We start from the raw sequence: 23,129 nt of genomic DNA on the forward strand, positions 1-23,129 counted from the left end.
TTGGGGCCGCAAGGAACATTATGTTAAAAGAAAAGAAAGAACCGGCGAGTACTAAAAAAAATTATGTAGTACATCGTAACGAATTACCGCTCAGTTGCCCAACTGACGCCATGGAGCTTTGGAATGCCCATCCCAAAGTGTATTTGCCCATAGAAAAAACCGGGGTCGAAGTCTGCCCTTACTGTGGTTCACGATTTGTGTTGCAGAATGATTAAATCAATTTGTATTGCCAGGCTTTCTGCTCTGGGTGATGTTTTGATGATGGTGCCCCTGGTCAGAACATTACAGGCTTACTTGCCCGATACTCAATTAACCTGGATCATCTCTCGTCCTGCTTTTGATTTGGTTGAAGGCATGGATGGTGTCGAATTTATTTGTATTGATAAGCCGAAAAACCTTACTGGCTTTTTGCAGTTTAGAAAACTAATGAAGGACAGGCATTTTGACGTATTGTTGGCTCCGCACGCCCGTTTTGGATCCAATTTACTTTATCCTTTGATTAAGGCCAAAAGAAAAATTGGCTATGATTCACGCCGGGCCGATGACTGTCATCTCTGGTTTGTGAAAGAAAGCATTTCACCTGGGCTTGAGCATACCCTGGAAGGGTTTTTAAAGTTTGCAGAGCCTTTGGGTGTGAAAGAAAAAGTGATTCGTTGGGATTTGCCGATAAACCCTGCAGATTATGAATGGGCTGATGCCCATCTGCCCAAGTCGGATGAGGGGCCTGTTTTAGTGGTTAATCCTGCGGCCAGCAAACCTGAACGCAGTTGGCCTGTGGATCGTTATATTGCGGTTTTACAGCAAGCTCGTGAGTTGTGGAATGCCCAGATTGTCTTGACTGGTGGTCCTGGTGCCTACGATCGTGTCCTGGCTGATCAGATTTTGCAAGTGATTCCGGCAGTTGATTTGGTGGGTAAAACCAAGCCTAAGCAATTATTGGCAGTGATTAGCAAAGCAGATGCTGTACTTTGTCCTGATACAGGACCTTCGCATATGTCTGCTGCAGTAAATACTCCTGTTGTGGCTTTGCATGCAGTGACTAATCCTTTTATTTCCGGACCCTATACTTTTCAGCATTTGGTGGTCAATCGTTATCCTGAGGCTGTTGAAAAGGTCTTTGGCATGTCTTTTGAGCAGAATAAGCAGAAAGTTTGGGGGCGGCATGTTCATGGGGATGAGGCGATGCAACTTATTTCTGTTGCCGAGGTGATGGATAAATTGGCGTTGGTTTTGAACTAACGCGGTACATTGCAGGATTTGTAGCCCGGTCTGCTTGCAGCCGGGATCGAATTGGCATCTGGCACCATGCCGCTTTCGGGAGATCCTTCGCGCAAAAAGACGCGCTCAGGACGACGTAGATCGGGGAATAGCAGGTTGTAGCCCGTATTAGCGAAGCGTAATACGGGAATCGATGTGGTTGACAGGGTCAAATCTATTAAACCATGTCAGGTAATGAGCCCCGGTCCCGTATTACGCTTCGTTAATACGGGCTACAAAACTACGAATTTATGGGTTTAAGGAGCATGGAATGCAGCTTTCCAGTCAACAATGTGATTTTTTTTTCACTAACGGTTATTTGGTATTAAAGGATTTTTTTAGTAAAGAAACCTGTGATGCTTTGCGGGAGCGTATTAATTTTCTTATTAAAAATAATCAGGATGTTATTCCTCAGACTGTTTTTTCTACCCAAACTAATGAGCATGCAAAAAAGCGTTATTTTCTCGATTCCGGGGATAAAATCCATTACTTTTTTGAGCCAGATGCATTGGATGAACAGGGAAACAGTACTCGTCCTTTTGAGCAGTCCATTAACAAAATTGGCCATGCATTGCATGAACTGGATCCCGTATTCAAAGAGCATTCACGTGATCCTCGTATCAAAGAAATAGGCCTGCAGCTCGGACTTAAGTCTTTGGGCCTGGTGCAATCCATGTACATTTTTAAACAACCTGGTATAGGTGCAGAAGTTCTTTGCCATCAGGACAGTACCTATATTTTTGGCCAAGAGAGTGACGCACTGGGATTCTGGTTTGCCCTTGAAGATGCCACTTTGGAAAATGGATGCCTGGAAGTGATTCCAAGCCCCGACACTACTCCCTTAAAGCAACGTATGTTTCGTCAGGGGGACGAGATTTATTTTGAGCACTATGATAAATCACCATGGCCGGAAGAACAGAGTATTCCTTTACCCGTGGAAAAGGGAACCTTAATTTTGTTACACGGGAGAGTACCTCACAAAAGCAAGGCGAATTTATCTGCTAAATCCAGGCATGCTTATACCTTGCATTTGGTCGATACGACTTTGCCTTATCCGGATAAAAACTGGTTACAGTGGTCGGGTGGAATACCACATTTGTGATGTGACGCGAGAAAAACCGTAGCCCGTATTAGCGAAGCGTAATACGGGAAATTGCCACTTCGATCCTGTATTACGCTCCGCTAATACAGGCTACAATCTGATTAACATGGTGCCTGGAATGGATTCATGTTTTGAGCTACTGACGGAGCCTGTTGCTCAGGAAGAACCAACGAATTCCAAAGCGATGGTGTTGCATTCGGCTGAGCTTCAGTTGTTTCATTGGCACAACACCCTATTTCCAGGTCACAGCTAAATTTAGGCGTATGTTGTCTCATCAGCTGATAGGAAGACAGCTCTTCACTTGCCTTGATTTCAGGACTTACTCCACCTTCCAAATGAGGCAAAGACTGCTCTTTAAAACGCCATACGTTGAGTAAGATACAACAAGCCTGCATTACCATGAGTAACACGCCAACACCTGGGTTCAGGGTGAATCCAAGAGCAAGCAATAATCCACCTGCGACTAAAACTGTTGCCAGGTTGTAGCCAAGGCTAAGCAGCAGATTTTGATTGATGTTACTTACTGTTTGTTGGGATATGGCAAAGGCGCTGCCTATAGGCAACAAAGTTCCATTCTGAATAATGGCGCTTGCATTTTGCTGGGTTAATTCATCGCTGTTCTGCGACAATACGGCAATCCCGAAATCACTTGCGGCTATCGCCTGTGCGTCATTGGCTGCGTCTCCAACCATAGCTACTTTAAGTCCTTTTTTCTGTAGTTCATTGATATAAACCGGTTTCGATCTGTCATTTAAATCCAAAGAAGTGGCGACAGCATTCGCATAGACATTTTTAATGTTTAAAGCCTTTGCATAACGCTGTGCTGTTGCTTCATCAGCGCCAGTACATAAATGCACTTCTTTACCCATCTCCTGCAAGGCTTTGACCGTTTGAAATGCATCGTCGCGCAGCGGGTCAGTAATGACCATGTAGCCTATGAGCTTGTCTTCCCGAGCCAGAAATACAAGACTGTCTCCAGCTTCTAATCCCAGCATGTTTTCAATCTGTTCCACTTCAGTAAGTGAAACTCCAATGCCACGCATTAAAGAGCCGCTGCCAATGGTATAATCTTTATTGTTAATCTGACCAAAAATACCTGAGTGATGTGAATCATTCGGCTTTGACGCAACAACAGTTTCCTTACTGTTTTTCATGGCAAACGAATGAATCGCTTTTCCTACTGGATGGGCTGACTTGGATTCCAGTGCGGCACAATGAGCGAGGAACTGGTCAGGAGAAAATCCTGTGTTATCCAGTACCGCCCATTTTTTAACTACAGGAATCCCGGTTGTTAAAGTGCCATTTAAATCAAAAACTACAGCATCTATTTGTTCTGCTTCCTGTAATACTTTAGCATTTTTATACTGCACCCCATGTTCTGCTCCCTTATGGATGCCTGTTTTTACTGCCAGAGGAATAATCAATCCCAGAGTACAGGGACATGCGGATACTAAAACTGAAACAGCGCATTGAATCGCGAGTGCCGGTGGAAAAAAGATTCCTATAATGACTCCTGAAAGAACGGCTAATCCGATGACTGTGGGTATGAAATAAGTCAATAATTGAGCAGTTTTGATTTCAAGAGGTGCTTTTTCAACAAGGGAATCAGCAATACCTTTGTCCAGCCGAGCCAGATAGGATTCTTTAGCTGTTCTTGAAACGCGGATTTTTAAAGGAACAGCATCTTCTGCTACTTTCATTCCCGCCAGTACTTTTTCCCCTTTGTTAAATAAACGCGGTAAAATGGCTCCGGTGATAATGGTGTTATAAATAATGCTGTTTTCTTCACAATAACCATCAAGAGGAATAATTTCTCCTGGGCTGATAATGATCATATCATTTGGCTTCACCTCACTTAACTCAATATCCTTTGACCCGGTTTTTGAATAGAGCAATACCTTTTGAGGGGCTCTGTCCTGAAACCTGGCTGAGCTTATTTTTTCTTTTATTGTTTCTTCTATAGCGATGCCAATATGCCTGAACCCATAAATCAGCAGACCCGCCTCAAACATCATAGGAAGCCATGGTACAAAAAATGAAGCAATGGATACTAAAAGAACTGATATAGTACTAACCGCAAACAGGGTATCCATAGTCAGGGTTTGTGTTTTAATCAACTTTTGCCAGGCTTCATAATAAGAGCGTGCACCTAAAACCAGAGTTAACAAAGTGCTTATGCCGGCCAGAGGGAGCATTGCAATAAGAGGCAAACCACCTGTCGTCAGAAAAAGAATGAGCATTGCTATCCCTGTACCGCAACCAAGAGCCCCCAGAAACCAGTGGGATGTTAACAGGTTTTGACCCAAGGTTAATACGTTTTCAAAGAAGCCTGTTGGGTTCACCTCTTCCTGTGTTTCTGTTGTGGTAGTAGACGCTGATGCTATTGTACCAGGCATATAATCATAGTCTTCACACTTAAACCCTACATCTTCGATGAGGCTTCGGAGTTTTGTCCAGATGACCTGGCGCGCTTCCTCTGATGTATCTGATGGTTCGTCAATCAATATAGTGGTTCTTTTGGGATCTGCTGTGGTGAAATCCGCATTAAAACTTAATATGCTTATGGATTCATTATTTGCTCTTACTACTCTTTCAATGGCACCACTGCAATTACTGCAACTCATCCCATTGATAAAAAAGACATAGGGCTTGGACATAGAATCGTTCTCTGGCATTTGGGTTAGATCATCCTGAATTTCTTTCATTCCCTTGGGCTCTTGGGCTTGAATAGCTATTAAATAATTTAATTTGGTTCGAATAATATCATATCAGCTATTTTTTGCACCTTTGTTTTATTAATTAATGTGGGTTATGGAGTAAGAAGCTTGTTTTATCTCGTCGTTACTTCGATGCCGTTCGGGCTGAGGAAGCGCGATAGCGCTGTCACGAAGCCTTGGCATGGTGCTAAGGCTTCGAGACGAGGCTATCGCCTCTCCTCAGCCCGAACGGATCGAGGTAAATCAAGCTTCTTATCCATAACCCACATTAATTAATATAATTAATTGGCAATTTTAATCAGTCCTGTTAGGGTTGAGTGATTGTAAGTTACTTTATATTAAGGAATTATTAATTTCTTAATATAAGATCAATTTGATTAAAAAGAGTTCTTTTTGTCGCGTGCTCTGTTAACAGAATGGTAAGGGATGATTTTGAATTATTTGTCGATGAGAAAACAGAATTTTCTGGCTTTCTTTTTAGGATTCTATTGCGTTTATGATTTAGCCATCGCGTTATCTCATGCCTGGCAATTCACCACCGATGATGCCTATATCAGCTGGGTATATGCACGGCAATTAATTAATGGTCAGGGATTACTTTGGCATGGCACTCCAGCACCTGTTGAGGGGTATTCCAATTTTTTGTGGATTATCCTCTCTGCCTTGATCATGAAATTACAATTGCCTTTACTGGCTTCTGTAAAATGGTTTTCCATTGTGAGCCTGGGTGGAGGGATGTTTTTCTTATATCGCATCGGTAGAACTTTTTTTAATCCTCTTGCTGCAATGCTGGCGGTATTCCTGTTTAGTCATTACATCGGTGTGGTCTGGTGGACTGTGAGTGGATTAGAAAGCATGTTTTACTGCGCATTGTCCTTATTGCTGGTCTGGCAATGTATCAGGGCTATGGGCATTGTCAGTAATTCCGCCGTCCCGTGGACAAGTCACGGGACGGTGGAAGCCCCCATTTATTCCACAACGTCATGGCTGTTATGCAACATAAGCTTGCTTTTACTGGCATTGACCCGTTTTGAAGGTTTGGTCTGGGTTATTCCCGTTGCGGTTTTTATGGCATGCCAGATAAGAGTCCGCTTTATCAATAAAATCCAGCCAGACAAAAGCACAATGTACCGATGGCTTCTTATTACGCTGCTTTGCTTTATTCTGCCTTACCTACTTTATTTTTCGTGGCGAGTGTATTATTTCGGCCATTGGATTCCTAACAGCTATCGTTGCAAAAGTCTGGCTTCCGGGCAGTTTTTTGTAGTAGACCAGGATTATTTACAAGTACTCTTTCCCTTCATTATTGCTGCCTTACCTTTTTTCCTCCTGGCAAAAAAAGGATGCTGGCATTGGTTGCTTTGGTTGCCTTCTGTTTTATACGCGGTGATGCTGTGGAAAGCAGATCCGGTAATTACGCATTACTTGCGTTTGTTTCTGGGGCCTTTTGCTCTTTTCTCTTTACTGCCTGTTTTAGGCGTAATGCAATTTATTCAGGATTTTATCAGGCTAAAAATCGATCCTGAAGTGTTGAGTGCCGTACTTATTATTGTTATGACTTTTTTATTTATTCCCAGTCATAATGTTTCTTTTTTACAGAAAGCAGTGCTTCATTATCAGGAGCGAACTCATAATCGGATGCAAATAGTCGAATTCCTTAACAAAGAGGCTAAATCAGGAGATACGGTACTTCTGAATGATTGCGGAATCATTCCCTTCAGTGCACGCTATGATCTTCGGTTTATAGACATGCAATGTTTGAACAATCCTGAATTGACACAAAGTCCATACCTGCATCGTTTGGATCTTTATGCAGAACATTTGCAACAGGAAATTAAACCTGCCTGGGTCATTACCCTTTATTATCCGTTAGAATCAAGAAGTGATTATTTGACTGATTTATTGGAAAAGAATCATTTTTTTGATGATTATCGGTTGGTAACAGTTTTGAAATCAGGCTTTATCCCGCAAGAACACGCCTTAAGCTCAAAGAGAACCATGGATTTTGTTTTTTATCTATACAAGCGAGTAGACGAATAGTTTAATTCAGATTCACGTCGTCCTGAGCGCGTCTTTTTGCGCGAAGGATCTCCTCATACGGGCACCATGCCACGTTCAGGAGATCCTTCGCGCAAAAAGACGCGCTCAGGACGACGTGGATCGAGGTGTAGCCCGGTCTGCTTGCAGCCGGGATCGCGTAACCGTTCAGGGGGTATAGGCTTATGTGTACTCGAACAGCCAGATTTGAGCTCAGGTTGAGAGAAAAACCCGCGAAATGAGCGGAGCATAGGTGGCTATGTGAGCATCATTTCGCGGGTTTTTCTCTCAAGATGAGCCAAATATGGCTGTTCCTTCAATAGGGCTGAACACTTACGTGATCGCAGTGGTAATTTCCCGTATTACGGCTATCGCCCAATACGGGTTACGATTTGTTCTTTAATTAGAAGAGGTTGAGCCTTGGCTTGAAAAGTCAGCCGTTGGTTGCCCTGCTTTCAGGTTCTGCATGAGCATAATAGTATTCGTTAACAGAATACGCTCCTGCAGTTGTCTGTCCAGATACATTTGGTAATTGATTTCAGCAAGCAATACGGCAATTTCTTTTTCAACAGTGCCTGGAGAGGCGGTATTGATTTTTTCAATCCATTGCTTATTGGCTGTTTGGCTATTGTCGCCCTGTGTCGGTGTAAATAATCTCCAGGTAGCCATATTAAATTCATTAACTGCCTGGCTGGTAATAGGGCTGCTGGTATTTTGGTTTTGCGGTAATCTTTTTGATAAGATGTAGTACAGATTACTCATTCCGACGGAACTTTGAGCGGCATAAGTACGCAAGTTATTGATATAAGCCGATAAAGTGGCTTGCGCTTGTGCTTGTTGCGGAATATTGGGCGTATTGCCTTTGGGTGGATAAGCAATGTTATACAGATTATCATAATCCTGCAGTTTGGGTAATGACGGAGGTGTTACTGCTCCAGAGACATAGCGGATAAAATTAGCTGCAGTTTGCGCCTGATTTTGCGCCGTTAATCCAGGATTTTGAGTATTAGGAGTGGGACTTCCGGTAGTAATTCCCTGATTACTATCCGTATTATAAAGTAAAGGACCTAACAGCGAATTACTGTTCAATTGGCTGATAACGGGTTGGTTGTATTGGTACGTGTAAAATTGGTAGGTTGTGGGAACAGGACCGATAACGTTTTCCATTACCAGATTTTGATACATTAATGAGCAATTACTTATCCATTGAGTACCATCGTTATTCATACAATAAGAATAATCAGGTGTTCCCAAAATATTAAACACAGCCTGGCTTACGGGATCACCTAAGTATCCTGTCTGAGATGATGGCTGATCAATCAAATTCGAGACAGTAACATTGCCATTCTGGGTACCAGAAGGTGTTTGGTAATTTTGATAGGTGAATGTTTTGTTAGCGAGCTCATTAAGTACAGAAGCACCTTGGATATTAGGGGGTAAAAATTGACCCAGAGCTTGTGACACAAAATCAACAGGAATAGCTCCTAAAAATGTACTGTACGCGAGAGTTTGGGTCATTGCCATCAGCGTTGGATTTATGAGTGCTGCAGATGGAGGATTTTGGTTATTGCTATTGGGATTTTGGGTTAAATCGTAACCCAGGTATTGTCCAAGATTCACTAAATATTGAACCAGGTTTTCTGTATTACTACTTGTTTGCTGGCCATAGCCTGTCTCATATCCGACATCTGCTGCTGCAGTAAGTGAGGTAAAACAAAACAAGTTGATCAGAGTAAATCGTGAGAGTAATTTCATTATTCATCCCCTTCAAGTGCGCGTAAAACGAGTTTTAAGCGATATTGGCAAAAAACTCGAGACAATAAACGTAAACGTTCAAATACAATATTGCGTTTCAGAAAAAATCCTGCAGGATCATGGCTGCCCAGACTTGTTTCCTCTGCATGGATCAAAACGCGCGAAGCACTGCCTGGATGAACTGTATCAATGGCTTGCAGTAAACGAAGCCCTCTGCCCGATTTAATGTTTCCAACAATACGAATAAATTTTTCTTCTTCTGCCAATAAGCTCAAATCAATTTTTTCAATGTCATCTAACTCATTGCCCAGTCGATTCATGGCTTCTTCAAACTCTGGATTTCCATCCAAAGTCCAATCCTCTACACTTTCCATAAACGTGATCACCCGATAAATCATCGGGTCTAAATAATCAAACCAATATTTTGCGGAGGCTTCATGGCTTAGATCAGGCATTATTTACTCTTTTTTTACTGAGATTGATTGATGGACGAATCCACTACATACTACTATAGTATATTATGAAAGGTAAAAGTCCATTATTAAAAAAGTAAAAAATATGAAAAAGAAATCTGGGTCACGAATTGGAAGGGTTTTCAGGCGAATTATTAATATTCGTGCATGGTTCGATTGGGACAGGATGAAGGCTTTTACCTCATTTCTTGTGAATGGTTTTAAACGTTTATTCGTACCCCAAAAAAGCGCTAAAGCTGAATCCTTTGATACAGCCGCATCCAAATTGAAATTAACCGATGCGGACTTGTTAATTAAACAAAATGCTTTACTGCGTTTGAGTATTATCATGGCTGTGGCGTCATTTATGATTTTAATTTATTCGGGGTATCATCTTTTTAATGGTAATTTAAAAGCAGCATTAGTTAGCCTGGTCGTCACTATGATTGGACTGGTTTTAGCTTTTCGTTACCACTTTTGGTACTTCCAGATTAAAGAACGAAAATTGGGGTGTACCATCCAGGAATGGTATAGACAAGGTTTACTGGGTGAGAAAGAATGAATAAACTTGTTATTGCAGTGCTTCTTGTTTTATTTCCTGCGCTTGTTTTAGCCGCCGATGGCTCTTTAAGTTTTGCTCCTCCTGCCAGTGATTATTCAGTAATCTTTCTTGGAAATTTATTCGGTGTTGTTGATGGTGTTTTACACGGCACTGGCAGCCAGATTATGGGGAACATGTTTGGGGTGTTCAACTCAGCAGTTTTAGCTCTGGGTGGTATCATTATTATGTACACCCTGCTGGTTTCTACGATGAATACTGCCCATGAAGGGCAGATGCTCGGACAAAAATGGTCATCCATATGGATTCCTGTTCGTTCTACCATGGGTTTGGCGCTGCTGATTCCTAAAGCATCCGGTTATTGTCTGATGCAGATTTTTGTAATGTGGATAGTGGTACAAGGTGTAGGGGCGGCTGACAAAGTATGGGAAGCGGCCTTAGGCTATTTAAATCGGGGTGGTGTTATTATTCAGTCGCAGACTGACCCCTCTAAAGCATTAACCCAAGCGGCAAGCGCGGGAGTGTCTGGTGGTGCCATGACCATACTTTCCGGCCAGGTCTGTATGCTTGGTTTGCAAAATCAATTACAGTCAATTAGGCAAAGTTATTTAAATACGAAACAAAATAACACCGGCCCCTGTGCAGGAACTCCTTCCACTGATATGGCTAATTTCTGTAATACTGCCGTTCCTGATTTTATCACTACAGTAAATGCGGTAACGGTGCAAAATCAAAATAAAAATGCAACCCATTTTAGCGTCACGATGCCTAACTTTGATTCCAGTTCCCCATACAGTTTTTTAAATGGTATCTGCGGAACAATAACCTGGAATCCTATTGACCCCACTTTGTTAGGGACTTCTCCTCCAGCTCAAGGCAATAACTCTTCTGTAGGTGGAATCAACAACATCACTGCTGCTCAATTAGAAACAGCTCAAATGTCGAGAGCGATAGCCATTCAGCAAATGTATCTTGATTTATCTGCGGTTGCTCAGGTGATGGTCAATAATGATCCGGCATACTCTAATTCTTCCAATCCTAACAGCGGAAATTCAGATTACTCTTTAGTGGCAACACAGCAATTTGGTGTTCCTTACACGGCAAATGGTACTGTTTGTACGAATTACGATAAAACCTGTCAGATTTGGGGGCCTTTGGCTACACCATCAGGAACAAACAGCGGTGTCTTGTTTAACGGTACCGAGTTTCTGGGGGCCATCAATGATTACAATGGTATTATGATGCCTACCTTGAACCTTATAAAGCAAACAGCAGATGCTGCAAATGCCAATAAGTCGAGAGAATTTATTGCCAATGCAACCACCCAGGGGTGGATGATGGCTGGTTCTTATTTCTTTGACCTGGTTACCCTTAATGGGAATGCAGTTACAGATTCTGACCAGTTCGATAAGAATACTGGTCTGGATTCCAGCAGCTTTGATCTGACCGAGTTAACTTCTTCATTTGGTCAAGGTGGTTCCTGTGTGGGAACATATGCTAAATTGTGCACCTGGTTTGGAGGCAATAGCAGCTATTTGAATGCGGTGCAATCGTTGATTAATGGTGCTTATCTTTCGAGTAAAAACGGGGTGCCTATAGCGAATAATAATCCGGTTAAAGCTCCTGACTTAAAGCCTAATCCCAAACGTGAATTAGTTTCTGGTCAGGAATCATCAACAGTGTACGGCTTTATTAATAACTCGGTAATGGTGCAGTTACCAGGACAGCCCGGATTACAACCATTACAGTTTGCTAATATGATTAATTTTAGTGTTGATACAACAATGTATTATTTACAACACCAGAATTTTGATTGTGGCCGGGTTAAAATCCTGTTCTTCTCTTTCTGCCTTGGACAGATGTTTGGCGATTTATTCTATAACTATATTTTCAGATATATATATAACTTCTTCCTGACCCTTTTTGCCCAGATCATTAATCAGGTCATTATGGCGTTTTTGATGATCCCTCTACAGGGAATGGCGGATATCTTCAAAGAGGGGTTGAAGACTATTTCGACGCCCGGAGTAAATCCGATCGTGGCTTTGGCTAATATGGGAACCATGTACATCAACTTCTCCGCTAATTTATGGTTAATGCTGCTGGATATTGCGGTAGTCAGTGCTTTGATTCCATTATTTGGGGTGTTTATTTTCGCGCTGATTTCTCTGGCTATGCCCTTATTAATGGCCTGGATTGGTATTATGGTGGGGATAGGGTTTACTACGGCATATTATATACCGGTCTTGCCGTATATGATCTTTACCTTTGGAACCCTGGCGTGGCTCATAGCCGTGATAGAAGCCATGGTTGCTGCTCCTATAGTGGCATTGGGTGTAACCCACCCCGAAGGGCATGATGCTTTTGGTAAAGGCGAACACGCTATTATGATTCTGATGAACGTCTTTTTAAGGCCATCGATGATGATTATTGGTTATATTTCCGCAATCTCCTTGTCTTATGTTGGCGTTTGGATTCTTAACGCTGGCTTTGATCATGCGATTGGTTTTATTCAGGGAAATATCCAGCAAGATACAAGCGGGACTAAATTTGGCGGGTTTAAACTTGATGACCCCAATTGGAGCAATTCATTAACCGAGCAGCAGGGGGCTGGAAATTCTTCCGGTAAATATACAGAGTGGGCCGGTATTTATGCCTATTTCTTCTCCATTTTGATGTATACCACCATGTATCTGATTATTGTACAAAAGGCCTTTACTTTGATTTCACTTTTGCCTGACAGAGTGTTGCGTTGGATAGGTGGCAGTGCAGAAGATTATGGTAAAGACTCAGCCTCGTGGGGTGATGAAGCCAAACAGGCTGTGAAAAGTGCTGGTGATGAAACTCAGAAAGCTCAGGGTCAGATGGACAAGCAGTTGGGCGGATATGGCCAGAAAGCGGTTGGTGGAGTTAAATCCGGTATTGGTAAACTTATGGGTGGCAAGGGTAATGTCAGTGGTGAGGGTAGTCAATCTTCGACAGGGCCTAACTCGACTCCATCTGGTGGTAAAGGCCCTGGTGGTGCGGAGTAATTTCAAAAAGTATTGCGAGTATCAATCCGGGTTGTCCATATTGTGCTCGCATGCTCGCAATTAATGGTTCTATCTCATATTTAACGAGGTAAATTCGAGTCCCTCATTCTGTTCTTCATTGATTCTATGCTTTGTCGCAGCGTGCTCTTGTCTTCTTTTTCTTGGCATGTCAACTTCTGGTTGTTCCTGGCTGGCAGGCATAGCCTGTAGTATCTGTTTGGTAGAGGATGATTGCTCTGGCTGCGCAGATGATGAGGCCGCTTCCTTGTGACTGCCTGATTTTATTTTACTGACTACTGCCAATAATGGCATAGAAACAGCACCATAGACGCTGTTAACTAATACCCCACCTAAGCCCAATGCTGCTGTGACTGCCGTGAGCGGCGCTGTTATAATAAGGCTGGCAGCAGCAAGTGCCGGATTCCCCCCGCCCACCGCCACGGTTCCTTTTCCTGAAAGCCCCAGCATCATAGAAAAAGCCAGTGGCGCCACTGCGAAGCCTGCGCACATGAGATAATTACTCTTAATAAAATTTTTATTTGCTTTGTAGATACTCTTCCTTGACATGCTTTTCTCCATAAGTTATGTAGTTTTCTACGGTAAGGTATGTTTATGAATTTGTCAATTAGGGTAAGATTACTCTTGGTAGCGATGGATCTATTACCAAGTAAACGTCTATACCAAAGGCATGGACGTTTACCCTATAACGGTTAATTTCAATCTATTAAGCTGTTGGACGTGCCAGGTCATCATGCATCTGATCGAGCAATTGTGTTGATTTAGGTTTAAATGAGAAGAAATTTAAGCTCCACAAAGGAAGAGATACCGGGAGTGCTGCCAGGAAAAGTATTCCTCCTGCAATTAATTTATCCCATTCTCTATGGTAGCTTAAGACTGGTCTTGCTTCTTCAATAGCATTGTTGCACGCATCGCGAAGCACTTCAATTTTAGTTTCCAAAGCAGACATGTCATAAAAAAAGTTTATTCTTGCCTCGTAAATCTTCCAAAGCAATATTTCTGCGGCAGAAACAGCATGATCATAATTATCGTTTCCTTGAACACTTTTTTCGCGCATTTGTTGATATTTTAGGAGGATGGAATGAAATGACGCATCAAAACGAATATTTTGAAGGGCCTTTTGCTCTTCGCTATTGTCGGCAGCAGATAGTTCTGAAAAACACCATTTAACCAGTTCTTCACATCGTTGCCCGGTGTCGCGGGGCAGTAAATAAGCCAGTAAATTAGAACGATTACCCGTTGCCTGATACAGTACATCAAGTTGCTCTGGAATTGGTAAAATAGAAACATGTTTTAGTATAGGTAAAGGAATTGCAGGCAAATGCATGATTGAAAGGCCTAAAGCATCTTTTCCTTGTTGCGTTTGATGGCGAATGTCAGCACCAGCATTTAACAGGAAATCAATAGCATTTTCCTGATTTTGTTCAATGGCATGATAAAGCACGGTATATCCTTGTTCATCGGTGGTTTCCAAAGATGCACCATGAGCCAGCAAACCAGGTAGCGCGTCAACAAGGCCTAGGGATGCTGCTGTATATAATGCGAAATGAACGGAAAATCCTAAATTCTGAAGCTGAGGAATTACCTCATACGTTCCTGTTTGCGCAGCAAGAATAAGTGCATCCCTTCCTGTATTGTCTTTAGTATCAAGTATGTCTGATAGCAGTGCTGAATCTTTTTGGCTTAGCAACAAACGAATTAGTCCTGCAAATAAATGAGGTTGTTCTGATGCCGCATAAAATAATACTCCAGGATAAACTCCATTTGAGATGGTTTTTAATGCTTCCTGTTGTTCAGCCGAAGGTAATAACACGAAACGTGAGAGAGTTAGTTGAATTAAATCGGGATAATCAGACATAAAATCAAACACGTTTTTACCCAATTCAGTTCTTGTTGTTAAGGATTGTTGTGGACTGGAAAGGGCTGATTGCAACAGAGTTCTGCCGTGTTGACTGGTAGCCGGGGTTTTGGGTAAATGAGAAAGCACCGTAAGAGCTTCCAAAGTGCTTGACAGAGTTTCTCCGTGTTCGTGATAGAATTGCGCAGTTAATGTATTAAGAATCAATACCCAGCAATGAGGATATTTATTCTCCAGTTCACGTATCTTCGCTGGTATGCAGTGAACGAGAGTTCTTAAATTTATGTTGATATGATCATATTCTTTATCCATAATGAAAGCAAACATACACCTCCAATGTAATGTCTGGGCATCGGCGTCCAGAGCAGAAGAAGGTAGGTCTTCAAAAATTTTCAGAGCCTTAAAAAACTGTTGTTGCCCCATGAATCCCATAGCAATTCCCAGTAAATTTGCATGGCGTAATTTATCCTTTAGCACTTTTTCAGAACAATTTTCCAGTAATTCCAATGCCCTGTCGAATTGACCAGCACTAATATAGATACCTATCATTCTTTTATAAATTAACTCCAACTGAATGAATTGAGTTGGTAAATTGGGTAATTTTAGCATTTCGCCAATTTTTTTCTCTATTTTTGATATATCTGGTGAAGGGGTTATTTCTGCTTGATCAATAATTGCTATAATATCATGATACAATTTATTTAGTTGTTGATTACGTAAATAAATAGCACGTAGCTCCGCAGGTACGTAAACTGAATCAAGAGAGCCGATTATATTGGTATTTTTTGCACAAGCCTTTGCAAGGCTGGTAGCGTCTTTGGGAATATAAATTCTTTCCAGTTCTTCAATAGTTCTTCTCTCTCCGGGTAATGGATAAAACACTGCTTTTTCAAATACAAACTCTGCTATTTCAGGATGATTATTCTCTAGGGCTATTGATATAGGACTGACAGTTTGGCGGTTGTAATTGTAATCTCTTACTTCATAAGATGTAATTAATGCCCCATTTTCATATAAATATTTTAAAATTTCAAAATTGCCATCGCGCGCGGCGTACATCAAGGCAGTATAGTTAGAGCCTTCGCTTGTATTGATGTTTACCTTTTCCTGCACTAGCCATTTAACTATAGGCATATGTCCGTAACTTGCAGCTTCCATTAATAAAGTATGGCCATTGCTATTTTTCGATTCCATTGAAACACCATTTTGATAAAGGCACTTTAACATCTCTAAATACCCTTTTCTTACCGGTTCCATCGCAAGAGGCTGTCCTTTTCTGCTTAGTACATCAATAGAAGCACCAGAAGTAATCAGTTTGGATACAACATCACAGTGATTATTATTTACAGCCACTATTAAAGCAGAATTTAGCTCATCCAAAGAAAGATTTTTCGATATTAACCATTGTACTGCTGGCAAATGACCTTTAGACGCAGCCAATAGCAAGGAATTACAAAAGGTACTTCCTTTTTGAGTAAGTGGGACATTATTTTCAAATAACCACATCATGACGTGAACATGACCGTTTTCAGCAGCAAATTCCATGAGATTAAAGCCATTGCTCGCTCTTAAATGAAAAAGCTCATTGCGTTCAACAATTATAGATTTAAGTTCAGCCAATTTGCCCTGGCTTGCTAATAGAAAGATTGGATGTTCAGTTTTTAAATTCATTAAAATTGGCTCTTGCACTGTTCAGTAAGCCGGAAACGGTAGCATAAAGATATTTTTTGAACAATATTTTTTTCCCAACAGTTTAATTGGCAGACTATTCCCCGAACTACAAACCCTTGGATTTCAAGTGATACATTTTGAGATCCACAGCACTTGAAATATCAGAAATTCCTCTGACAAACTCCTCCATTTCAATTGCTTCATGCCCTATTTTCAATACGTTACGTACGTAATTTGAGGCACACAATGCAGAGTGTAAATCGTATTTGTTTACCTTGTTAGCATGCAAAAATGCAATGAAAAATTCTGTTTTTAAATTACCGGTCCCTTTTCCCATTCCTGCAAGGGAAGCATCAATAAATTGAGCGCCACAATTCATTGCAGTGAGGGCATTAGTTTGTGCCAGGCCAATATTATCATGGGCGTGAAAACCAAAAGGGACTTTATAGTTAGGAGTGTATCGTTCATAGATTGCTTTAATTCTATGCGGAAGAATGCTGCCATTTGAATCAGCAAAATAAATCATGTCTGGATCATGATGGCTTACTTGCTCAACTACCAGATCCAATTCTTCATCTGAATAGCTGGTCATGAGGATGAAGTTGACGGATACCAGCATATTCAATTGTTTTGCCATTTTTATAATGGGCACCGCTTCAGCAAGTCCGCCTTTAGGGATGCAGATTCTCAATAAACCTACACCACATTCTTTTAATTCTACAAGATCAGATTCATTAATGTTTTTCGCATGTGCCATAACCGCAATAGTTGAATTTTTAATAAGTGACTGGCAAAAAAGAAGATAATTTCTATCGCAATATCCTGCTCTACCCAGAGTGTCTCCAGGGTGCGCAGAACTGTTCCTGTAGCCTATTTCAATGTATTCCACACCAGAATTATCAAGTGGTATCAGAATTCCCTGCAATTCACTGTCCGTAAAGTGAAAATTGGTACGGTGTCCCCCATCTCGAAGTGACGCATCCAGTAATTGAATCGAATTCATGGCACAGCCTTTTACTTCATATACATACTTATAATTTTAGTACTTATAAACAGAAATATCCTGGTTCTTGACGCAGGATTATTGGAAACAAACCCTAGGGTCTGTTGCCCACTGCCCTTAAGTTAAGCGCTACTCCACCGTACCGCGGCTTGTCCGCGGTATCCAGAGATCTAAGTTCGGAGTGAGATTCCTGGATCCCGCGGACAAGCCGCGGGACGGCGGAACTTCTTAACTTAATGGTAGTGGGGCTGTTGCTCCTGGTTTCCTGATATTAAAACAGGTTGTCCTTCATTTTAATCCTTCCTTCAATAACCACTTCGAATGGTTGTGGCAACTGCCTTAGGTATTGAATTACCGTGTCATGATCATTGGCACCGACACTCAGTATTTTCGCTCTTTTCATCACGGAAAAAACGCCATTCCCACTAGCCAGGAAGTCTGGTGCAGCTATGGTATAGATTTTTTTTCTGTTGAGCGGTTTGCCCTTGTGTTGGATGGCAATGATTCGGTGCCCTATCGGTTGGCTGGAATCATAACTGTAATTTATGCCAGAAATTTGTAACATGTTGGCATAGGATCCCATCCACTGTTGCTCCAGCAAATCATAAATATCCTCTCCCGAGAGGCTAAGCGAGACGATATTATTGGAAAAGGGCAGTACTGAATATATTTTTCCCCAGGTGATCGTTCCAGGACTAATATCATCCCTCATGCCATGCGGGTTGGTCATGCCAATGTCCGTATTCATTACAGTGCGTAAGGCATCAGCAACCAGATTTCCTAAATTGGACTCTCCATGCGCGTTCGTTTTTCTCAATAAAGCGTTTTGAGACGTTCCAACATAGCTGTTAATGATCGGTGCTACTTTATCTTCTGCTAATTGGACCAATTTCTGTGTCTGTTCATCGGGTATTTTTCCGGGCCAGCGATCGGCATAAGTAGTGATGATTTGAGCCGATTTCTTTTTAACCTTATGGCTTATTGCATCAATCTGAAGTGTGACTTCAGCAAAGGAAGCACTGTAACTGTTTGCCTGAGTGACCAGAATATTTATTCCATTGTGATTGGGGATAAAGGCATTAAGAAACTGGTGAGTATGACCACCCATAACCACATCAATATCATCATCGAGCTGATCAACAATGGCATTAATACTGCCCTCAACTTTGGTATTGGTTCTTGTTTCCCCTTCATAGGGTATCTGGTTGCCGCCTTCATGGATAAGCACTACTATAATTTGCGCCCCTTTAGCCTTGACTTCAGGAATGTAGTGATTAATGGTCTTGGCCTCATCGAGAAATATTACTCCCTCGGCATTGGCTGGAAACATGGAGTCAGCAGCATTTTTTAAAACAGCACCTATAAAAGCAATACGGATATTATTTATCACTTTAATCGAGTAGGGAGGAAACAGCGGTTTTTCTGTTTTTTCATCGACTATGTTGGCGGAAATATAAGGGTAGGATGAACCCGGATAATTGGGTAAGGAAATCCAGTCATCGGTTGGAGGATTGTCAGTACCATAAATCAAATCGAACATCGCTCTTTGGCCTCTATCAAATTCATGATTTCCAACAGTAGCTACGATATTACACAAAGGATTCATACGATTTTCATTAGTACAGTGTTTATTACCCAAACTGTTGGTAAACAAAATACTGGGCTCATCATGAAGTAAACCAGAAGAAGGGGGCGAAGCGCCAACCTGATCACCCATGATGGTAATTAAGGTTCTGTCTTCCATACCGGTCTGAGCCTGTTTTAAATAGGCCGCCAGTACCGCAGCTCCGCCAACGGGTTTATTCTTTGACATTCTGCCGGTACTGATTTGTCCATGGAAATCATTAATCCCTAATATTTTTATCGTGATGGTTTCATGATCGGTTTGGGATGATAGTGCAGAGGCGTGATTTATTGGTATCGGGATTAAGCTGCTGAACACAATGAGAGAAATTAAAGTGTGACGCCATTTATTGTGAAAAAGCATAGATTAATCCTTTACAAAAATATTCTGTTGCAGCAAGAGAGGAATTAATAGTACCAGTCTCGATTTAAAATAAAAAGAAGGGGCATAAATGGTTGACCATTCCCCGATCTACGTCGTCCTGAGCGCGTCTTTTGGCGCGAAGGATCTCCTTATATTAGCACCATGCCACTTTCAGGAGATCCTTCGCGCCAAAAGACGCGCTCAGGACGACGTGGAGCTGTATCCTTATAAATATTCTATAATCATGTTATGTTGATTACTATGATGCAACTGAATTATCCAGGGGGCGCACATGTCATTATATGTATATTGGTTTTCAATGGCATTGATTCTGGTTGGCCTTGAGATGGCGACAGGAACCTTTTATTTATTAATCATTGCTATTGCCATGGCTATTGGCGGCATTGTTGCACTGCTGGGTATAGGGTTTTCAATACAACTTGCATTAGCAGGTTTGGCGGGTGTTACAGGCATTATTCTGTTGCGGCATATGAAGGGCGGGCATGCTTCTGATGCATCTGTTCTAAATCTGGATGTAGGCCAGCCCGTCAAGATTTTAGCCTGGAAAGCTGATGGCACTGCGCGGGTTTTTTATCGCGGTAGCGAATGGAATGCGGAGCTGGATGCTAAAGACAGCGATCATAAAGGTACATTTTACATTAAAGACGTGCGGGGTTCAGCTCTTGTTTTAACCAATAAAAAACCGGTTTGACTTGTGGATTAATTGTCTGGAGGCGTTATGGAAATTGCATTGTTTATTTTAATTGTAGCTGTTGTTTTTATAGTCACGGCACTCAAGGTTGTACCGCAACAAAATTCCTGGATTATTGAACGATTGGGTAAATTTCATGCCGCCTTATTACCTGGATTAAATGTGGTCATCCCCTTCATTGATCGGGTTGCATACAAACATTCACTCAAGGAAATTCCTCTGGATGTGCCTAGCCAGATTTGTATTACCAAAGACAATACACAATTGCAGGTAGATGGTATTTTGTATTTCCAGGTCACTGATCCCAAGCTTGCATCCTACGGAACCAGTGATTATGTGCTGGCGATCACCCAGCTGGCTCAAACTACTTTGCGTTCAGTAATAGGGAAAATGGAACTGGATAAGACATTTGAAGAGCGCGATCACATTAACGCAGCGGTCGTTGCGGCACTTGATGAGGCGGCTACGAGTTGGGGAGTGAAAGTACTACGTTACGAAATTAAAGACTTAACGCCACCTAAAGAAATTATTCATGCCATGCAGGCACAGATTACCGCAGAGCGAGAAAAACGTGCACTGATCGCCGCGTCAGAAGGACGCAAGCAAGAACAAATCAACATTGCTACCGGTGAGCGTGAAGCATTCATTCAGCGTTCAGAGGGGGAGAAACAATCAGCAATTAACCGCGCACAAGGTGAGGCCGAAGCCATCAAGGCGGTTGCTTCGGCTAATGCCCAGGCAATTCAACAGGTAGCCGAAGCCATACAATCAGCAGGAGGTATGGAAGCGGTTAATTTCAAAGTGGCTGAACAATATGTCGATGCTTTTTCCAATGTAGCCAAAGCGGGCAATACACTTATCTTACCAGGCAATCTGGCCGATTTAGGGGGGTTAATTGCAACAGCTATGGGAATTGTCAAAAGCCAGAAATAATTATCTATGGCCTTGGGTTAACAGGTCATTATATGTTTGAGAATGGAGAGCTCTCCATTCTCATTATAAGGGTATTTAAGAAGATAATTACTCACTTTCCACATAAATTCTCATTATAATAAGAAATTTTTGCAAAATAATTAAAATTCACTATAATTCTTATTATAATGAGAATTAATAGGGTTTGCGTGTGGATAAGAATATTGTTAACAATACAGAAGACTTAGCAAAAATCCTTAAAATGAGGAGGCATCAATTAAATATAACTCAAAAATCTTTAGCTGAACTGTGTGACCTTTCTCATAATGGTATTAGCCGTATTGAGCTTGGCCAATCTGATGTACAACTATCAACAATTTTAAAGATGTCGAAGATTTTGGGTTTTAAAATAATACTCGAGATGGAAGTATGAAATCTCTTTATGTTTTTTACGAAAGCCAACGTGTAGGCATTTATTCACGAGATGAAAATCTTGTTTCTTCTTTTACTTATGATGAGAAGTGGCAAAATAATCCAAATAGCTTTCCCTTGAGTTTAGCTATGCCACTATCTCAGCAAACCTTTGATAATAAGGTGACGCTGTCCTTCTTTGAGAATCTTCTTCCTGAGGGTGATGTGCGGGACGTATTGGAACGTGATCATCACATACATGGTTCCTTCGAGTTTTTAGAGCGCTTCGGAACCGATTGTGCTGGAGCCGTTATTATTACTGCAAATGAAACATTTGAATATATGCCCGATAGTGCGGATGTGAAAATAGATATAGAAAAAATTTATGAAGCAATAAGCAGAAAAAGATCGATAGCTGCAAAGATACCTAAGCGTATTAGTGTTTTAATTGGCAGGAGAGCCAAAGGCCTCAATCAGCAAGGTGTATGAATGGTTCTGAAGTCGGTGTTATTATTGCTGATAATCTTTAGCACCAGCAATAATCAGTTTGTAGACGCGTTCGCTGATGATGCCTTGCTCAAATTTCATGCGGGCATCCTGTGTCATTAGCTGGCCTCGTTGTCTTACCAGTTTACGGGTGGCGGAGGTGACATCGTTTGGGTCGCTTTCCAAAAGGATGTCCCTGACTTCTTCATCAAAAACCAGATATTCTCTTAAAGCAACACGGCGTTCATCTACGGTAGGCACCAGTTTTTGCCAGATACATAACCTGATGGTTTCCAGAATATCTATTGTTCTTCCCAAGCGCTCCTCTCCGGAAAAGGAGGTCACAAGGCGACGCATTGTTTCTGCAACACCTGAGGTATGCAGGGTGGTGTACACTGGATGTCCTGTTAATGCTGCTTCAAGAGCCGCGCTTATAGTTTCAGCATCACGGCACTCTCCCACCATGATCAAGCGTGGTTTGCGGCGTAAAGCATTCCGAACTCCATCAGCAAAGTTGGGTAAATGGCGTGGAATTTCTGATTGGCTGACCACAGATGAAATCGTTTCAATTTCATCATAAACGAATTCGATTGGTGATTCATAGGTTAAAACTTTTCTGTTGGAATCACTGGTTTCTATGAGTTCACGGATAATTGAAGCCAGTAAGGTCGACTTACCAGAACCCGTAGCTCCTGTGATGAACACAATCCCTTCCTGAGGTGCAATGGCTTCCAGAATATTATCCGGGAGATTCATAGTGCTCAGTTTTGGTGGGGTAGTAGGAATGGTTCTCAAGGTCAACTGAATGGCATCATGGCCTTCAACCAGGCATGCAGTACCGTTTACCCTGTAACGATAGCGAACACCGCGGTTAGGGCGGAATTCATAATGGGTATCTATATCTTTACCTGAAAGCAATTGGGTGGTGGCGTTGGGGCCATAAATCGCATTGATTAAATCCCCAAGTTCCGTATTGGACAAGCGGCGATTGGTTATTTTAAGCAATTTGCCGTAAACTTCGGCAAATATAGGCTCGCCAGTCTGGATAGTGATATCCGATGCATTCAGACTCTCTGCATGCTCCAGCATTCTATCCATAAATACCGGAGTAAAACGAGTCGGTTCATCGGGCATTAAATTAATATTATTGGTCATACTTT

18 protein-coding genes are annotated in these 23,129 nt (G+C 41.7%); 10 read left to right on the forward strand and 8 right to left on the reverse strand.

Features of this window, described 5'->3' with window-relative positions; all coding sequences use genetic code 11:
• Window positions 1-20: 20 nt before the first annotated feature.
• The 3 genes from B094_RS0101345 (at window position 21) to B094_RS0101355 (ending at window position 2,359) form a co-directional block, all read left to right on the forward strand.
• Window positions 21-215, forward strand: a complete 195-nt coding sequence (locus tag B094_RS0101345; protein ID WP_018575987.1) for a zinc-finger domain-containing protein — start codon at window positions 21-23, stop codon at window positions 213-215.
• A complete protein-coding gene (locus B094_RS0101350; RefSeq protein ID WP_018575988.1) occupies window positions 208-1,239 on the forward strand; it encodes a glycosyltransferase family 9 protein in 1,032 nt (343 codons plus the stop codon). Before B094_RS0101345 ends, B094_RS0101350 begins: the two co-directional genes overlap by 8 nt.
• Before the next feature lie 289 nt (window positions 1,240-1,528).
• Window positions 1,529-2,359, forward strand: coding sequence for a phytanoyl-CoA dioxygenase family protein (locus tag B094_RS0101355; protein ID WP_018575989.1), 831 nt, complete (start codon window positions 1,529-1,531; stop codon window positions 2,357-2,359).
• 101 nt (window positions 2,360-2,460) lie between these two features.
• Here B094_RS0101355 and B094_RS0101360 read toward each other — a convergent pair whose 3' ends face one another.
• Entirely contained in the window at window positions 2,461-5,064 is a 2,604-nt protein-coding gene (locus tag B094_RS0101360) for a heavy metal translocating P-type ATPase (RefSeq protein WP_018575990.1), read from the reverse strand.
• A 438-nt stretch (window positions 5,065-5,502) separates the two neighbouring features.
• On the opposite strand from B094_RS0101360, the gene B094_RS0101365 reads away from it, so the two are divergent.
• The gene (locus tag B094_RS0101365) at window positions 5,503-7,116 is read left to right on the forward strand and encodes a hypothetical protein (RefSeq protein ID WP_018575991.1); all 1,614 of its coding nucleotides are present in this window, start codon (window positions 5,503-5,505) and stop codon (window positions 7,114-7,116) included.
• Between the two features lie 396 nt (window positions 7,117-7,512).
• On the opposite strand, the gene icmX is transcribed toward B094_RS0101365, so the two are convergent.
• Window positions 7,513-8,868 carry a type IVB secretion system protein IcmX gene (icmX, locus tag B094_RS0101370; protein ID WP_018575992.1) on the reverse strand — a complete coding sequence of 452 codons (1,356 nt, stop codon included), beginning with the start codon at window positions 8,866-8,868 and terminating at the stop codon, window positions 7,513-7,515.
• On the reverse strand, window positions 8,868-9,323 hold the full coding sequence (gene icmW / locus B094_RS0101375) for a type IVB secretion system protein IcmW (RefSeq protein WP_018575993.1): 456 nt from the start codon (window positions 9,321-9,323) through the stop codon (window positions 8,868-8,870). Before icmW ends, icmX begins: the two co-directional genes overlap by 1 nt.
• 103 nt (window positions 9,324-9,426) lie before the next feature.
• Here icmW and icmV point away from each other — a divergent pair, with 103 nt between their 5' ends.
• Window positions 9,427-9,882: a type IVB secretion system protein IcmV gene (gene icmV, locus B094_RS0101380; protein WP_026253826.1), complete on the forward strand. Its 456-nt coding sequence runs from the start codon at window positions 9,427-9,429 to the stop codon at window positions 9,880-9,882.
• Window positions 9,879-12,911 (forward strand): type IVB secretion system protein DotA, encoded by a 3,033-nt coding sequence (gene dotA / locus B094_RS0101385; protein ID WP_018575995.1) that lies wholly within the window; start codon window positions 9,879-9,881, stop codon window positions 12,909-12,911. The genes icmV and dotA overlap by 4 nt, the downstream gene beginning before the upstream one ends.
• 69 nt (window positions 12,912-12,980) lie before the next feature.
• On the opposite strand, the gene B094_RS0101390 is transcribed toward dotA, so the two are convergent.
• The 4 genes from B094_RS0101390 to B094_RS0101405 all read right to left on the reverse strand — a co-directional run bounded on the left by B094_RS0101390 (window position 12,981) and on the right by B094_RS0101405 (window position 19,448).
• A complete protein-coding gene (locus B094_RS0101390; protein ID WP_018575996.1) occupies window positions 12,981-13,478 on the reverse strand; it encodes a hypothetical protein in 498 nt (165 codons plus the stop codon).
• A gap of 157 nt (window positions 13,479-13,635) precedes the next feature.
• Window positions 13,636-16,458 (reverse strand): ankyrin repeat domain-containing protein, encoded by a 2,823-nt coding sequence (locus B094_RS0101395; protein WP_018575997.1) that lies wholly within the window; start codon window positions 16,456-16,458, stop codon window positions 13,636-13,638.
• Window positions 16,459-16,564: 106 nt separating this feature from the next.
• Window positions 16,565-17,461 (reverse strand): beta/alpha barrel domain-containing protein, encoded by an 897-nt coding sequence (locus B094_RS0101400; protein WP_018575998.1) that lies wholly within the window; start codon window positions 17,459-17,461, stop codon window positions 16,565-16,567.
• A 271-nt stretch (window positions 17,462-17,732) separates the two neighbouring features.
• A complete protein-coding gene (locus tag B094_RS0101405) occupies window positions 17,733-19,448 on the reverse strand; it encodes a bifunctional metallophosphatase/5'-nucleotidase (protein ID WP_018575999.1) in 1,716 nt (571 codons plus the stop codon).
• A 292-nt stretch (window positions 19,449-19,740) separates the two neighbouring features.
• Here B094_RS0101405 and B094_RS0101415 point away from each other — a divergent pair, with 292 nt between their 5' ends.
• The 4 genes from B094_RS0101415 to B094_RS0101430 all read left to right on the forward strand — a co-directional run bounded on the left by B094_RS0101415 (window position 19,741) and on the right by B094_RS0101430 (window position 21,972).
• Window positions 19,741-20,160: an NfeD family protein gene (locus tag B094_RS0101415; protein WP_018576001.1), complete on the forward strand. Its 420-nt coding sequence runs from the start codon at window positions 19,741-19,743 to the stop codon at window positions 20,158-20,160.
• 27 nt (window positions 20,161-20,187) lie between these two features.
• Window positions 20,188-21,093, forward strand: coding sequence for an SPFH domain-containing protein (locus tag B094_RS0101420; RefSeq protein WP_018576002.1), 906 nt, complete (start codon window positions 20,188-20,190; stop codon window positions 21,091-21,093).
• A 190-nt stretch (window positions 21,094-21,283) separates the two neighbouring features.
• A complete protein-coding gene (locus B094_RS0101425; RefSeq protein ID WP_018576003.1) occupies window positions 21,284-21,505 on the forward strand; it encodes a helix-turn-helix domain-containing protein in 222 nt (73 codons plus the stop codon).
• The gene (locus B094_RS0101430) at window positions 21,502-21,972 is read left to right on the forward strand and encodes a HipA N-terminal domain-containing protein (RefSeq protein WP_018576004.1); all 471 of its coding nucleotides are present in this window, start codon (window positions 21,502-21,504) and stop codon (window positions 21,970-21,972) included. The genes B094_RS0101425 and B094_RS0101430 overlap by 4 nt, the downstream gene beginning before the upstream one ends.
• Before the next feature lie 21 nt (window positions 21,973-21,993).
• Here the strand turns inward: B094_RS0101430 and dotB are convergent, their stop codons facing one another.
• Complete coding sequence (gene dotB, locus B094_RS0101435; protein ID WP_018576005.1) at window positions 21,994-23,124, reverse strand: Dot/Icm type IV secretion system ATPase DotB; 1,131 nt, start codon at window positions 23,122-23,124, stop codon at window positions 21,994-21,996.
• Window positions 23,125-23,129 lie beyond the last annotated feature (5 nt).

This window comes from Legionella shakespearei DSM 23087, assembly GCF_000373765.1.
Taxonomy (GTDB): domain Bacteria; phylum Pseudomonadota; class Gammaproteobacteria; order Legionellales; family Legionellaceae; genus Legionella; species Legionella shakespearei.